This window comes from Paenibacillus jiangxiensis (assembly GCF_046098255.1).
GTDB classification, from domain to species: domain Bacteria; phylum Bacillota; class Bacilli; order Paenibacillales; family Paenibacillaceae; genus Paenibacillus; species Paenibacillus jiagnxiensis.
Genome location: NZ_JBJURI010000009.1, coordinates 43,886 through 60,220, shown reverse-complemented (window position 1 = coordinate 60,220; position 16,335 = coordinate 43,886). Strand labels below are relative to the sequence as shown.

Annotated in this window: 10 protein-coding genes; 1 reads left to right on the top strand and 9 read right to left on the bottom strand. The window is 41.0% G+C overall.

What is annotated here, in order from left to right; all coding sequences use genetic code 11:
- Nucleotides 1-9: 9 nt before the first annotated feature.
- The 8 genes from ACI1P2_RS10920 to ACI1P2_RS10885 form a co-directional block, all read right to left on the bottom strand.
- Nucleotides 10-588: a TetR/AcrR family transcriptional regulator gene (locus ACI1P2_RS10920; protein ID WP_355319616.1), complete on the bottom strand. Its 579-nt coding sequence runs from the start codon at nt 586-588 to the stop codon at nt 10-12.
- Between the two features lie 182 nt (nt 589-770).
- Nucleotides 771-3,830, bottom strand: coding sequence for a hybrid sensor histidine kinase/response regulator (locus tag ACI1P2_RS10915; RefSeq protein ID WP_355319614.1), 3,060 nt, complete (start codon nt 3,828-3,830; stop codon nt 771-773).
- Between the two features lie 200 nt (nt 3,831-4,030).
- Complete coding sequence (locus tag ACI1P2_RS10910; RefSeq protein WP_355319612.1) at nt 4,031-5,530, bottom strand: malate:quinone oxidoreductase; 1,500 nt, start codon at nt 5,528-5,530, stop codon at nt 4,031-4,033.
- A 111-nt stretch (nt 5,531-5,641) separates the two neighbouring features.
- The gene (locus tag ACI1P2_RS10905) at nt 5,642-5,878 is read right to left on the bottom strand and encodes a hypothetical protein (protein WP_355319609.1); all 237 of its coding nucleotides are present in this window, start codon (nt 5,876-5,878) and stop codon (nt 5,642-5,644) included.
- Between the two features lie 127 nt (nt 5,879-6,005).
- Entirely contained in the window at nt 6,006-6,506 is a 501-nt protein-coding gene (locus ACI1P2_RS10900; protein WP_355319607.1) for an RrF2 family transcriptional regulator, read from the bottom strand.
- Nucleotides 6,507-6,607: 101 nt separating this feature from the next.
- Nucleotides 6,608-7,246 carry an HAD family hydrolase gene (locus ACI1P2_RS10895; protein WP_355319605.1) on the bottom strand — a complete coding sequence of 213 codons (639 nt, stop codon included), beginning with the start codon at nt 7,244-7,246 and terminating at the stop codon, nt 6,608-6,610.
- Nucleotides 7,247-7,271: 25 nt separating this feature from the next.
- On the bottom strand, nt 7,272-7,598 hold the full coding sequence (locus tag ACI1P2_RS10890) for an MFS transporter (RefSeq protein ID WP_355319603.1): 327 nt from the start codon (nt 7,596-7,598) through the stop codon (nt 7,272-7,274).
- Nucleotides 7,574-8,014 carry an MFS transporter gene (locus ACI1P2_RS10885; protein ID WP_355319601.1) on the bottom strand — a complete coding sequence of 147 codons (441 nt, stop codon included), beginning with the start codon at nt 8,012-8,014 and terminating at the stop codon, nt 7,574-7,576. Before ACI1P2_RS10885 ends, ACI1P2_RS10890 begins: the two co-directional genes overlap by 25 nt.
- Nucleotides 8,015-8,271: 257 nt before the next feature.
- Between ACI1P2_RS10885 and ACI1P2_RS10880 the strand changes: the two genes are divergently transcribed.
- Nucleotides 8,272-9,231, top strand: a complete 960-nt coding sequence (locus ACI1P2_RS10880) for a LacI family DNA-binding transcriptional regulator (protein ID WP_355319599.1) — start codon at nt 8,272-8,274, stop codon at nt 9,229-9,231.
- A gap of 768 nt (nt 9,232-9,999) precedes the next feature.
- Here the strand turns inward: ACI1P2_RS10880 and ACI1P2_RS10875 are convergent.
- Nucleotides 10,000-16,245 carry a metallophosphoesterase gene (locus tag ACI1P2_RS10875; protein WP_355319597.1) on the bottom strand — a complete coding sequence of 2,082 codons (6,246 nt, stop codon included), beginning with the start codon at nt 16,243-16,245 and terminating at the stop codon, nt 10,000-10,002.
- Between the last annotated feature and the right edge of the window lie 90 nt (nt 16,246-16,335).

Genomic DNA, 16,335 nt, shown 5'->3' with positions numbered 1-16,335 from the left:
TGCGCCGCCTTATGGCTCCAGGATTTGCATCGTCATTTCAGCAATCCGCCAAAGCTTCTCTTTCGGAACCGAAGTCCGCGTCATGACTCTAATCCCCGTCACAGCATTATGAAGATACTCTGCCAATTCCATGGCTTCGTATTTTTTTGTGAATTCGCCGGAATGCTGCCCCCAGGATACGATTTCCGCAAACAACCTTTCTGTATCTGTAAATACTTTTACAGCCTTTGCGTCAACGTCCGCATCCCGCGCCGCCATTTCGACGGCCGAATTTACACACATGCAGCCTGGCGGCGAATCCTCCTCGCCGTTAATGATGAAGCTGAACACGGATTGGAGTGCTTCCTTGGCCGTCTCGGACTGCTTAACCCCCGCCGCCATTCTGGTGCCGATTCGCTCTCTGAACCGATCCATCGCTTTGAGGAACAAGGTGTGTTTATCGGTAAAGGTATCGTAGAGACTTCTGCGATGAATTCCCATATGCTCGACAAGATCATTCATCGAGGTCTTCTCGTATCCTTGCTCCCAGAACAGCTTCATGGCCTTCTCCAAAACTTCGTTCTCTTCAAATTCTTTGCTTCTGGCCATTTCATTTCCCTCCTGAAGCGATCATAGCATATTGAGAATGACCAGTAAAGAATTATTTTTACCGATCGTTCTCAAATTAAGTGTGGGCATATTCTATTGATTCTAGGCAGCTCGTATTGTCCACCAAAAAGGCAGGACTCTCACTAATGAGAGCCCTGCCCTTGGGGTAAAGAACAAGCAGATTAATTCCGCAGACGATTCTCGTTGTTAGAAGGCCCGAAGGCTCTAGCGTCCGGAATCTCAAAAGACATGGTTGTTCCTTCGCCGCGTTTGCTTACGATGGACAATCCCCGCCCGTATAACTGCTTTAATCGCCGATTTGTATTGATAATGCCGATGCCGCCTTTTTCACTAACCGCGGTGCTTAGCAGCCTGTCCACCTGCTCCTGATCCATGCCTTTTCCGTTGTCGATGACTTCAACAAGAGTACAGTCGTTCCGGCGTGAAATGGAAATTCGCACTGTCCCTCCTGCCTGCTGGCTCAAGAGGCCGTGGTTCACGGCATTTTCCACCAAAGGCTGAATCGTGAGCGGAGGGAGATACAAGCGAATGCCTGGCTCTACCTCCCATTCAATCGACAGCCGGTCACCAAACCGCACTTTTTCGATATACAGATAGGCTTTGACTAACTCCAGTTCATGAGACAGGTCAACCAGTCTGCCCGTGTTGAGAGAATTAAAGCTGATCCGCAAATAGGAAGCAAAGGCTTCGCCCAGTTTGATCATCCTATCCGTATCGATCTCACCTAACGCCATCAGCGAATTTAGCGTGTTAAACAGAAAATGCGGCTGAATTTGCGCCTGTAAATAAGCGGCTTCCATACGCAACCGCTCATGAACGGATTGCCTTAATGTGACCAAGGCTCGAATCCGGTATTTCAGCTCCAGCGCATCTACGGGTTTGGTGACATAATCACTCGCTCCCGCCGAGAAACCTGTGTAAATATCGGCCGGCTGGCTGCGGGCGGTAAGCAGCAGGATGGGAAGCTCCGACATAGGGAACTGTTCCCTTACGTTCCGGGTCAATTCGTATCCGGACATGTTCGGCATCATCACATCGGCGATGAGCAAATCCCACTGCTGCGTGCCCAGCAATTCCAACGCTTCCTGACCTGATTGCGCCGTCACGATGACATAAGGCTCTGTCGACAGAATGCTGACCAGCACTTTCAGATTGATCGGATCATCGTCAACAGCAAGAATACGGACCCTGCTCTCTTCCAAGAGCGGCGGAGACATCGCTGCGGAGGCTTCCTTGTCCCCAACGTTCAAATCGGGGAATAGAAAACCTGCAGTCGTCTCATCCCCTCTTGCCATCTCCTGCACTGTAGAAATGGACATTTGCGGCACGGAAAGTGCAGACTCATCCGCCACGGGCAGATCAAAGCTGAAAACAGACCCTTCGCCGGGCTCGGAGCGAACCGTCAATGTGCCGCCGTGCAGCTCAATGAGCTGCTTGCTGATGCTTAGCCCCAGTCCGATTCCCTGCCCGTCATTGACTCCATAAGCACCACGCTCATAAGGAAGAAAGACACGTGCACGGGTTGCTTCATCCATGCCTATCCCGGTATCGGCGATATGTACATGTACTCGCCCCTCCCCTATTTCGACCGACACGGAGACCGTCCCTTCTTCTGTGTATTTCAGGGCGTTGTGCAGCAAGTTATAAAACACCTGCACCAGCCTCTTTTCATCGGCCAGAACGGGAGGAATTACTTCCGGTATATCCATATGCAGGCTGACCGGCTTGGCTTCTGCCATATACTGCAGCATGGAGAGGATGCCTGGTACGATGGACTGTATTTTCAAGGGTTCCTTCTGCAGCACAAGACGATGCTCCTTAAGCCGGACCACATCGAGAAGATCGCCAAGCAGATGGGACATCCGCCTGCTGATCGTAATAAGCAGCTGCATATCATCAAGACTGTTTTTCTCCAGCCTGTCTTTTTCCTTGGCGACCACATGATGGGCGATATTCATAATGCCGTGCAGCGGAGTCCGCAGCTCATGCGAGGTATTGGCCAGGAATTGGTCCTTGATCCGGTCGGCCTCTTTCAGCTTTTCGTTCAGTTCAATATTTTCCCTGGATTGCCGGAAATACTGCTTGAACCAATAAGAAGCAAAACCGATAATCGCTATAGCCAGGTCGATCGGATAATAGACGGTGGTTACATCTCTGAAAGCCTCTGCCGTACTCCAGATAAAATTAGAAATGATTCCTGCCGAGGTGAGCAGCAGGAAGATCATGTCATGATCCGTCTGCTGCTTGATGACCATCATTCCTATAATATAGAGGAACCAGGCAAACGACATGAAATAGAGAACGTAAAACAAGCTGGAAAGCACGATGCCTTCCACATAAGCGAACGGTATGATCAGCAGCAGAAGCGTAAAGCCCATACTTATCGCAAAAAATACGCGCAGCCATCCTTTATGAAAATAGGCCGGCATAAATTTTTTGAACAACAGCAGAATTAACGGAATTTGCCACAGCATGCTGATCCATTTAATTTTGATCGCCCATGTATAATGGATCATCGGATACCAATTCAGCAGGATGGTATCGTAGTTGCTTAGAACCACAATGCTGGTGATCAGCAGCAGCAACCCTGTAATCAGCAATGTCTTCTCTTTCGGATTGAACGCATAAATAATGAGAACATACACTTCATGAAGCAGCAGTACCAAAAATATAAACAGCTGTAACCCGATGGAGTTCCAGCGGACAATGTCAATGGACGCTTGAGAGCCAAAGCGTACGGGGTTGATGATTCCACCCTTGTTGGGATTGTCGAAGTTGGCCGCACGGACCCGTACATCGATCTCGGTAGTTCCCTTTATATCATAGGTTGGCGTAAATGAGACGCTTTTGGGGGCATAATCCTGTTTGGAGGTTGCCACCCTGCCAATGCTTCCCGTCATTTCTCCGTTGATTTCAACTTCAGATGCCGTCGTAACCCCCCTGAACCAGAAAGCGATGGGCTCCCGCAGCGGATCCATCAAAATTCGCAGCCGGTACGTTCCGTATCCGATGGAGTTCCCGGTGTCCGGGTGAAGCACATCTCCCCAATCTCCCGGAACCGTGATATTCAGAGGTTCCGGCCCTTTCTCAAGCAGTTCTTTTCCAGTGTTAAGTGATTCGGGGTAGAACTTCCATTCTCCATTCAAATAGACGGGGGAAGACTTATCCAAATCCGTCCCGCGGAGGTCAAGTACACCGTCAATGACACGAGGGTGATTCATAACAGGGAATATCTCGGACCACATCCACCGCATTCCGGTCAGAGCGCCCAAGATCAGGAGCAGGATCAATATATATTTGTATCGGTTTTTTTTGTTCGTTCGCATATAAACAAAATTCGACACGAACGCGAGAGACTCCTTTATGGCAAAGAAAGGAGCATGCCGCAGCAGCTCCTTTCACCAACTCTCACTATAAAATTTTAGCTAAAAACCGTCTTTTTTTCGCTCAGACCTAGCGCCTGCGATGTTGCCGTATGAATTTCACGGAAAAGTTCAGGGTTTTCCGTCAGTGACACGCCATAAGATGGAATCATTTCTTTTATTTTCTGTTCCCACTGTTTCATGTGCTGCGGGAAGCATCTTTCCAATATCTCAAGCATCACGTTCACGGCAGTAGAAGCCCCCGGCGAGGCGCCCAGCAATGCAGCCACTGAACCGTCTGCGGCGGTCACCACTTCCGTACCAAATTGCAGTGTTCCTCTGCCGGTTGCTGTATCCTTGATCACCTGCACACGCTGACCTGCTACTACGATGTTCCAATCCTCGCTTTTGGCCGTCGGGATAAACTCGCGCAATTCCTCCATCCGCTGTTCATTCGATAACATAACCTGCTGGATCAGGTATTTGGTCAATGCCATCTCTTTAACACCGGCCGCCAGCATCGTGATGAGATTGTCCGGTTTTACAGAGAGGATCAAATCCAAATTGGAACCTGTTTTCAAAAACTTGGGTGAGAAGCCGGCAAACGGCCCGAACAGCAATGCCTTTTTACTGCCGATATATCTTGTATCCAGATGCGGTACTGACATGGGGGGAGCGCCCAGCTTGGCTTTTCCGTATACTTTGGCATGATGCCGCGCCACAACCTCCGGATTGTCACAGACCATAAACAGCCCGCTTACCGGAAATCCTCCAATATGCTTTGACTCGGGAATCCCGGTTTTTTGCAGTAAAGGCAGGCTTCCGCCCCCGCCGCCGATAAAGACGAATTTTGCAGTATGGTGTTCGATGTTACCGCTATCAATGTTCTGTACCTTCACTTTCCATAAGCCGTCGTTGGTGCGCTTGATATCCTTGACACTATGCTTGTAATTGACTTCGACGTTTCTACTTTTTAAGTGGTCAAACAAAATGCGTGTTAAAGCCCCAAAATTAACATCCGTTCCGGAGTCGATTTTGGTGGCTGCTATCGGTTCATTGGATGTACGGTCCTCCATGATCAGCGGAATCCATTCCTTCAGCTTATCAGGATCTTCAGAAAATTCCATACCCTGGAACAGAGGATTTTTTGATAGCGCTTTAAATCTTTTCTTCAAAAAATTTACATCCTTTTCACCCTGCACCATACTCATATGAGGTATAGGCATGATAAAATCCTGCGGATTACGAATTACGCTGCTACTTACAAGATAAGACCAAAACTGTCTGGAAAGCTGAAACTGTTCATTAATGCTTACAGCTTTGCTGATATCTATAGATCCGTCGGATTTCTCGGATGTATAGTTAAGCTCGCACAGAGCAGCATGCCCCGTACCCGCATTATTCCATTCGTTAGAGCTTTCTTCTCCAGCGCCTGCCAGTTTCTCAAACACTTTGATTCCCCACTCGGGCGCCAACTCTTTCAGTATTGATCCCAAAGTTGCGCTCATGACTCCTGCACCAATTAAGATAACGTCTGTTTTTATCTGTATGCTGCTCATTACAACCCTTCCTTATCGCCTATATTTGAAAAAAAGGGTAGACGCTCCGGCTTAACTGTTACAAAAGCAAGGCGCCACCTAGGAACACACAAAATCTTTCTTAATTATAAACTATTTAAATGTGGTTAAAAAGTGACAATTCCGATCTAATCCCTCGGAGCATGCAAAAATCATGCCAAAATGCAAAAGAGCCTCGGCCGGAATAACTTTATTGATCAGGATATCCTCCGGAATACCGTCACCAGATGGCAGTTCACCGCTTATTCGCGCAACATGTGCTTCTGCTCCCTTAGGAATGCCAAAATATAAATCAAGTGCAATGAAGCGGCGCCAGCTTCTTTGCTCCACAACGACATTGCTGTGCCAAAAAAAGCACAGTATAACCCGAAAATAAAATGCAGTTATGGAAACTGCAATCAATTATGTAACAGTATGTGCCGTTCAAAAAAATAATGCAATCAGTTTTCGCATCCATCTACTGGTTGAACTGAAGATCCTTCATGACCTCTGCTAATGTATGCTGCTTAAGCAGCATAATCGTTTGAATTTGGATATCGTCCATAATGGAATGCAGCCTCGTTTCGAGCTCTTTCAAGCCAGGATCGCTATTGATCTGTTCTTCCGATACACAGCAGTCTTCCATCGATTCATCCTGCTGCTTGCGATTGGCAGTGCAATCGTTATTGTTGTCCGATTCACCGTACGCCGAATTTAATGCCAGAAAAATATCCGCAAGGGTAATTTGATCCGGATCACGCTGCAAAATATATCCGCCATCGCGGCCTTCCTTCGCTTCGACAATCCCTGTTTGCACAAGCTGTATTAGAACTCTGCGTACAAAAGTAGCATGTGAGTTGACCTTTTTGGCAATAGCGGCGCTGGACATCGCTTTACCGCTTTGCGCAAGACAAATCAGGGCATGAACGGCAATGCCAAATCGAGGCGGTCCGATTTTAATGCTGTGACGTACACTCATGTTAATTCCCCCTCTGTGCAGTTTACCGTAATTTCGCAAGTCAAATCAAGAAAGAGCGGGAGTTGCTTCTCCCGCCCTAAACGTTCTTCAGCACTGCATTATTATACTATCTGCTCAATGTACTGTTTAAATTCTTGTATGGTTGTGAACAGCTGATCGGGCTGAAGCGACCGCAGCAGCTCCGGATCGGCCGTCTCCGCCCACGCGGCGGATACAATGGGAACTCCCGCTTCCCTTGATGCTTCAATATCGCTTGGAACATCTCCTACGTACACACTTTCTGCTGGCATGATGCCTAGCTGCTCCAACACGCTACGAATCCCCTGCACCTTTCTAGGCCCTTCCGGAGACCCGGTTTCAATTACGTCAAAATAGGAACGGACACCGAAAATGTCCAGCGTAACTTCTGCGCTTCGCGCTCCCTTCCCTGTAACCATCGCCAGCCTTATATTCCGGCTTTTGGCGTAATCGAGCACCTCGGTTATCCCCTCAAACGGAGCACCGCATATCCCATGCAAATCACGGTAATGGTTCAAATAATCCTCAATACCCTGATCATAATGGGCCGGAATCAACGCCCGGATCGTTCCCTCTTCCGAAGGGCCGAACGTATCGATAATTTCCTGGTCGCTCAGCACTCTGCCGGCCAGTGGTTCAATCGCTTTCTTGAAAGCGGCAATACACAAAGGCAGTGTATTTCCAAGTGTTCCGTCAAGGTCAAAAATGATGCATTTCAGCATGTTCATTCTCCTTTTCATCTTTAATTCAAGCCGATTCAGTGCCTGCAAACCATCGTTTGTCCTCTTTATGATAAGTCATCACTGTTAACGCAAAACCAAGCCCTGTCAAACCTGCGGCGATCCACGTTAAGCCTGCAAATCCCAGTCCAAGCTCCAATAGAAAAGCTCCAAGCGTCGCCCCGATCGCATTTGCCAGATTGAATACGGAAGAAGCTAATGTCCCCGCCAGCGCTGGCGCCTCTTTTCCGGCGATGACAAACTTGGCGTTCAAAAGCGGAACCGCTCCAAATACTCCTGCACCAAATAGAAAGCTGAATACAAACACGGTCACGGAGGACAACGGGATAAACATCGAAGCAGTATGGCACGCTGTCGCCTGTCAGGCGCACTCAGCTGATAAGCAGCAACCAGAGTTATGCCAAAAAACGGGGCATGCATGGCTGCAGAAATCAGCCTGGCCAGCAGCAGTACGGTAAAATTGGGGGACAAAGACGCAACAAGATTGCTGATCACAAACACAGCCATTAACCAGCTTAATGAAGTCCTGATCGAAAATCTGTTCGTCAATAAGCTTATTAAAGGTCCGAACAGAGCAACACTGATCGCATAAATGCTGAGCAGCAGACCTGCCTGGGAAATGGACACATCCAAATCTGCGGATAGCTGTGACATCAGCCCGGTAATTACAAATTCAGTCATTCCAATCGCAAATGTCCCCAGCATAAAAACCACGAGAATGTTGGGCACAGAAACTGGCAAACGCTTCATTCCGCTTTCTCCTCTTACAGCACGCGCGCGGCGAAAATGTTTCTTTGCAAGGCTTGCAAAAACAATCTAATTTATGAAATGCATTTCATGTCAAGCCTTTCATTTTGTTAAAATATCAGAGAGTATATGCTTCGTAGGAATAGCTCCCTGATATCTCAAGAAAAACCTCAGTTAAACGCGGTCGGGTTTCTTTGAATGCACGTCGATAGACGTTTTTTCTATACTATTAACATGCTCGGAGAGAGGGAGAGAGGGTTATGGCGAATATCAAAGATATCGCAAAGATGGCAGGAGTGTCGGTCACGACGGTATCACGTGTAATCAACGGCCACCCTTACGTAAGCGAAGAAAAAAGAGAAGCTGTTATGCGTGCCATGGAGGAAACGAACTATGAGCGGAACATCAATGCCGTTCATTTAATCAAAGGAAAAACCAATCTCATAGGCGTCATGGTTCCTTCTATCAAAAGGCCCTATTTCGGCCTTGTCGTCGAAGGAATCGCCGAGGAAGCCTTGAAGGGCAACTATAAACTGGTCCTCATCCAGACCAATTATGAAGAGGAACGGGAGCGGGAAGCTTTAATGATGCTGAAGCTCAAGCAAATAGATGCCTTGATTATCTGCTCGAAAATCAGTGATTGGGACATTGTAGAGGAGTATGCAACATACGGTCCGATCATCGCATTCGAAGACGCAAGAGGCCGCAACGTATCCTCCATTTTCATCGACCATTATAAAGGTTTTATGGAGGCGCTCACATACTTGAGCGGTAAGGGCCACCGTAAAATCGGCTACTGCCTGGCCCGCAAATCCGGAACCAGCAGCAAGCAAAGGGAAGCGGCGTATTGGGATTTTTTGAAAAACTCGGGTGAGCCCTTCGATCCAGGTTGTGCATTTTATGACGCCATTCATTTCGAAGATGGTGGATGGATCGTAGAACGATTAATGACGATGCAGGACCCGCCGACAGCCCTGCTTGTGACGAGCGACCAGGTCGCGGCCGGCATTCTCGCCTGCTGCAACGAACGAAACCTTGAGGTCCCTTCCAAGCTCGCCATCGTCAGCTTTGATAACCAGCCGATAGCCAAAGTCCTGAATATCACGACCTTCGCCATTCCTTTAACGGAGATTGGGAGAGATCTGTTCCGCAAAGTAATGACCAGAGAGTTCGATCAGCAGGAAATTCCGGTGAAGTTGATTGAGCGACTAACTGTATGAAGCTGGGGGCCTTTAACTTAAGGAGGGACTACAGAGAAAAGATAATAAGATTTGAACGGACAAGATGTCTGGTGCTATGAGTAAAGTCCGAATTTATCAGCAACGAGTTGTCACCAGAATTCGTTATTACCGGAACAACCCCAATCTGCCCCCACAAAAAACTTTCAACCATTTGGGTACGTTTCAGTTTTAACGGATCTATCGACGGAAATCCAAATCTAAACAGAAATTTCCATTTCTTAAAGCTTAAATTTTTCAAATAACTTAAAATGATATTGGGGGTTATTATTTGTAGTCAATTTTTATTCTCAAGTTACTAATCTCACCAGGAGAAGCAATAGGTTGTTGCTGTTTGGCCCATCGTTGTTGCCACCCCCGTCTCGCTGTGTGCTTCTTAAGATTGTTGGAATAAATGAGTCATCATTATAATTATTTTACATTATCTTCTTTTCTCAAAAAATGCTTGGCCTGGGTCACGCGAAAACCTTGCTTATTAATATACTAACTGTTGGGATGCTGATTATGGATAGAAGTGCACAAGCTAACGATAGTGTCATACAAAACATAGTTGTTTGCCCCTCTCGAGGCCTTCTAGCAACAGATTTCAATACATATCATACTCCCCCTTTCGAATACTCTCTTAGATAAAAAAGAGGCTAGCCAGTTTTCTTAGCTAGCTAACCTCTTAATACTGGTATTATGACAATCCCTCTGGATTATATCCATAATGGATTCCAGGTCCCTTTATTAAGTTTAATTTACAAATATTTAGCTCATCAACCAATCCGGTATATTCCACTTTGATCTAGCAATTTTAAACCTATCTTTATAATTAAAATTATCTGGATCACGAATAATATTATGCTTTACTAACCAACCTACAACCAAATGCCCTTCGCTATCGTCTCTCTTTTTTGCTGTTTCATACCACCAATCTGCTGATTCCGAACATTTAAACAAATTCTTGATAAGTAAGTCTGCGTACTTCCAATTAGTATCTTCCAAATCATTATCCCCAATTACTGACAAAGCCAAGTTTATAACGGCTGTATCACTATTAACTCTCAAAGAGTATTGTAATAATAAATAAATATTGTAAGTTGGAAGCGTTCCTCTTACTTCATTTCTTCTAAGCATATATGCTAATGAAGTACCAGATTGTAAATATCCTTTATTATAAGATCTCACAAATAGTTTAGTGGCTATATCATAGTCATCAAGTCTATAAGCCAGCATGCCTAGCGCATGACATTCATCTGATGACAAATTTTCTATTGCATTGTTAATAAATTTATTAGCCTTTTTTATATTTTTTCCCACTTTATTACCTTTTTTCAATCTTATACCATATTCTAACATTGCTTCTTTTACTCCATTTTCAGCGAGCCTTCTTAATCTGTTAATCCCATTGGAAATGTGCTTTTGTACTCCATCTCCATTAATTAATCGTGTAGCATATACAAGGCTCGCTACTTGGTCACCTTCTTGAATTAGCTGTCGAATAAGCTTTTCTCCCTTATTCATATCTTTTTTCAAGTAAAAGCCATCAAGTAAAAGTTCAGAATAGACTAATATTGCTCGATTACTTTTTTCAGCAACTAGCTCCTCAAATAATTGGGTGGCCTTTTCATAATTTACCTCCATCTTATTACCAAGAGCCAAATATCTTGCAAATAACAATTTCGCTTTATCTTCCCCATCATTAACTAGTTGAGAAATTAAACTTAATCCTTCTTCATACTTATTCGTTATTACTTCTGAAGATAAATAAATCTTTGCCAATTCATACTTGCCTTGAAGAGAACCTCTTAACACCGTTTCCTGTAATAAAGATATTCCCCTCTGTATATCTTGTTTTACGAACTCCCCTTTAATTAATTTCAATCCATAATCCACCATGCACATATGGTCTTTACCTTTAATTGAGTTTTCTAAAAGTTCAATAGCATATCCTGAATTAGGTTCAACCTTGTTACCTTCTAGGTGATACTCAGCTAAAATTTGCATTGCTAAGTAATCATTTTCTTTTGCTGCTTTTTCTAAAAGAAAAATACTTTCGGAGTCATCAGTGGCTTTTATAATGCCATCACTTATCAATTTAGCTAAGAGTCTCCTCGATTCCTCGTGATTCTTACTCTCTGCTTCTCTTAATAATTTTTCGCCTTTTCTAAAATCTTTGGGAACATCTTCAGGACCAACTAATATTGTTTGTGCTAAATAATACATAGCATCGAGATTTCCATTATCCGACAGAGTATTTAATTGCCCTAACCCTTTTATAATATTCTTTTCTAGACCATTCCCAATAATTAGTCTTCTTGCTTCTTCTATAAACGCTTCTTCGTGTTCTGCATCAATTAACTCAAATAAAATTCTTTTTCCTTCGTCAACATTTTTTTCTAGGTAGACCCCATCTAACATCAAACGAGCGAGCTGAATCCCCGCACCTTTATCACCTTTTCTATATGCGTTTCTTACCAGTTCTTCTCCCCGTTCTTTATCTTGTTCAACACGATTCCCAAATAAAAGCATTTTACCCATTATTCTCATTGCGTTTGATTCTTCAATTGCTGATTCCTCTAACAGTTGTATTCCATAACTGACATCAATATTTAATTTATCTAAGACTACCGCATGACCAAGCACTGTTTTAGCCAATTTATTTCCTAAGAGCATTGATTTATTTAGAAGTTGCAATGCATCACTTTCCTTACTTGGTAAGCCTAAACCATGAAGATATCTATAGCCCAATTCTCGCATTGCTTCAGAATCATTTAATTCTACAGCGTAGTTTAGGTATTCTAGTCCTTTTTCTATATTTTTATTAACATAATCACCATCAATATAAATTTCCCCTAGAAAAACCTTAGCCTTAACACTGCCCGCTTTTTCTGCTTTTTCTAAAAGATTAATAGCCTTCTTAATCTCAGTTTCATTAGTACTTTTTGAAGTTGTTAACAGTAGCTTTGCAAGAAGATATTCTGCATCTCCATCTCCTAAAGAAACCAATTCGTATAAAATATTCATAGCTTGACGAAGATCTTTATTAATACCGTATCCATATGCATACCTTAAAGCCAAACTTTTCTTTGCATACTCATCACCAAGTTCTGCAGTTTCGGTCAGTATGGATAACCCCAATTGAGTATTCTTAATGTAGTATTCTCCATCAATAAGCAGTTCTCCATAAAACGTTTTGGCATTTAAATAATCTCTTTCAACAAGTCTATCCAAAATGTCTTTTGCTTCTTCAACATCTTGTTTAATAAATTCCCCATTAAACAAATGTATAGCGTAGTCAAGTTGACATTCTTCAACTCCCTCATTCGCTAGTTCTTTTAACAATTTTATTCCACTCGGAACATCTCTTATTGAAATCGGCCCTGTAATCAATACTTTTGTGTAATATACTTTTGCATCAAGATTATTGTTGACAATTAATTCTTCAAGTAATTGAATACCTTCATTAACTTCTTCTTCTGATTTTCCTAACCTGACTTTATATCTTGCTAATGCAAACTTTGCCTGAACATTACCTTTTGAAATCGCAATATTTAGTAACCTGTTCCCTTCATCTAAATTTCTTTCAATCCAGTGACCGTATAGATATCTGGTTCCCATGATTCTTATGGCTTCTACGTGACTTTCTTCTATAAGTTCAAAGAAAAGTTGGTTTGCTCTTTTAAGATTTTGTTCAAATTTTCCACCAATAAGCAATCTTATAGCCAACTGTATTTTTCCTGATTTGTTACCTAAATTGGTTGACTCTTCAAGCAATTTCATAGATTCTTCAATCTTGTAAATATCCTCACTTTCCTCAAATAGAAGCACACCCAATATTGCTTTTGCATCAGCATCTCCTAAATTTGATGCTTTTCTCAACAACTCTTCTGCTAACGACAGATTTTTTTCTACCTTTTCACCTTTCATATATATTAAACCTAAAAAAACCATTGCTCTAATGTTACCACTTTCAGATGCCTTTGTTAGAAGCCTAAGCGGTAAAATTAAATTGTTATGAGATTCCTGAAGCATATATTTCCCAATCAAATATAGTTTATTTTCTTTCTTAATTTTAATTAGGCTTTCTATAAAACACTCTACCATTTCCTCATATATTGTATTCTCGATTAGTTTCTCAGTTTCTATTTTTCTTAAAAATTCACTAATAAACCTTGTATCAATTTTTTCTTCAGTTGAGATCCATTCAAAAATATATCTGATAAAATTCTCTACATCTCTAGGACTAAAAAAAGTAGTCAAAAGGAATCTGGGTAAATCCTGTCTAATGAATCTTACTCTGCCAAACTTTATATTGCTTAATTGATTTTCGATTTTCCTCAATTCATATCTAATGGTTGGCATTCTAACAGCAATATCTCTGAATTCCAAAAAGCTCTGAACATAATCCAGTGACAATGGCTCGATATTCTCGAAAACAGAAAATAATAATAATGATTCTTCAAGTATTCTATTATTTAGACTGACCCTTTCTACCTCAGCATATTCTGGATCAACTATGAGGTGGGCATTACTAATATCGTCAATAGTCCCCTCGGTTAAAGGCGAACTGGAATTTAATATTTTATTTAATTCTAAAATTTTACCTTTAGTTTTTAGATAAACTTTATCGTTTAAAGCTTTCTCACTAGAGTCTTCATCCGATAGTTTCGTAAATAGCGGAATTATATCTCTATTAAATGGTTCTACATCAATGACATTTGCGTGCTCTCCGTTAATAAGCCAATTAATACATTCATTATTATTGTCACTTACAAGTATTATCGAACACATAGATGGAAGATCTTCTATTAAATATTTAATTTTATCCTCTAAATGTCCAACCACTTCTAGTGAATCTAACACCAAGCAAATTTTTCCATTTTCTTTCATTGCCCGTTTTATTGCTTCGTAAAAATAAGGTTTTAAAAGCATATAATTTGAAACGAATGACTCTTTATCGGTAAATTTAGTTTCCTTATTATCTGGTTTAATAACTTCCATAATTTCATCCATATCAATATTATTGATTATGGCTAGATTGCATTGTTCTATAACAGTAATGATAAATTCTAGGATGTTATTTGAGTATTTGAACGAAAACAATAAAAATAAAGGATTCTTATACCTTTTACCGATGTCTTCCATAACCGAAGATATGATTGCCGATTTCCCTACACCCCTAATACCTTTTACCAATGTAAATCTGTTTTTTTCTAAACTTTGTATAATTGCATTAATTTCATTTTCTCTTCCTTTAATGGAATTTTTATGGCTAGAATATTCTTCATAAGTTAATTTTAAAATTTGAATTATTTCTTTTGATTGAATTAGATTAATATCTCCAGTAACCCCTATTCTCCTAAATGTCTCTATATTAACTATAATAGGTAAAGCAAATAACAAAATTACCTCTTTAATAAGACTATGTTTACTTTTTAATTCAATTCTGATTTCATTGTTTTGATTTATATACTTAATGGTTTCTTTTGAATCTGATAATAGTATCTCCACAAAATCATCACTTGAACTTTCAAATTCGTTAAATAAAGCAATACCAAAAACATCATCATCATTTTTAGTTTCTGTGTTACCCCGATTTATTGTTTGTAGTTTATTTAGCCATATTTTGATTATTTCATATAATTCTTTTATATTTTTTATCAAATTGATATCATTCTCTATGTTTGAGAAAATCTGATCGATATTTTCAATATAATTGAATACTTTGTTATCAAGATCTTTAAGTATCTTGTCCATCATTAGCAAACATACTTCAACATCGTTTTCATAAATTGCGTATTTACTACTCTTATTAAAAATCTCTTGCATATGCTTGTTAAAAAAAATACTTTTGGAAAATTTTAGATATTTACTGTTGTTAAAAGTAGGCTGGTGAGAAATAATATATTGATCGGTGTATTTTTCAGTGCTTATCTCACTAACAAAATTGTCATAACTTAACTGATAGTTCAATGAGTCTAGCTCTGATTGGTTATAATCATTTTTAACTTTTCTATTTTGTTTTTCTTTTTTTTTAATATCATAAATCCTCACACCATTCTGCAGTCCCAACTCAACATTTGGTAGATACTTTTCATGGTTTCGAGAATATTTTCGGTTATTTACAGTGATAGTGCCTTCATAAGGACTATAATCTATAATTGCGTATCCATTTAAATATCTTTGATCGTCAATCCATATGTTGGCGGATGTGTTTGAAGGTGATATTGACACAAACACTTCTCCAAAAACATCACTTTGACTGTAATTACTCCCTTTATGAACATGACCACAAAAAACCATGTCATATTCTCTTTCAATAGACGGTTTGACTGCTTCTATATCAAAGTCTTTAAGAAAATCAAATTGATGATGCATCAATGCTATTTTAATATCACAATTCTCTATGTAGTTACGGGATTCAGTAATCTGACGTGTGCCCAATAAGATGTTTCCATGGTCTTTATCGCTATCGTAGCACCTCCAAGCAGTATTAAAAGCAGATATACCAACTTCGACACCTTCCAAATTATGGATATAACTGGAATGGAAATTTGTTATATGACCAACAGTATTTTTATGAATTTTTCCTTCAAATTGTTTAAACGGTAAAATTCTTTTAATTCCCTTAGTCATATTCTTATCAATGAAACCAGACACTTTCGGTTCATCGTCTAAAAAATTCGAAAGACCAATTTCATCAATTTCATCATCTGCATCTCTGTCAATATCATGGTTGCCGGGTATGAATATAAACCTCCCCATATCCATTTTAAGAGATGTAGTTAAGGGCAAAATAACATTTTTCTCAAATTCTTCAAATGCCCGATCTATGCTCTCGAAACTTTTTCCACCTTGATCAATTAAATCGCCGGTAAAAAAAATAAAATCAATTTTCTTCTGCGAATTAAATTCACTTAAGTCTCTAATAAGAGCTCTAACAATAATTTGTGATAAGTCTTTAATCCCCTCTTTTTTAATATGGAAGTCTGACAAATGAACAAATCTCATATTTATCCCTCCTATCCTTCATACATATTTTAGTATATCAATGCATATAAAATAATTCCATCAGTTCTTATAACATGAGATTCAAGTCAA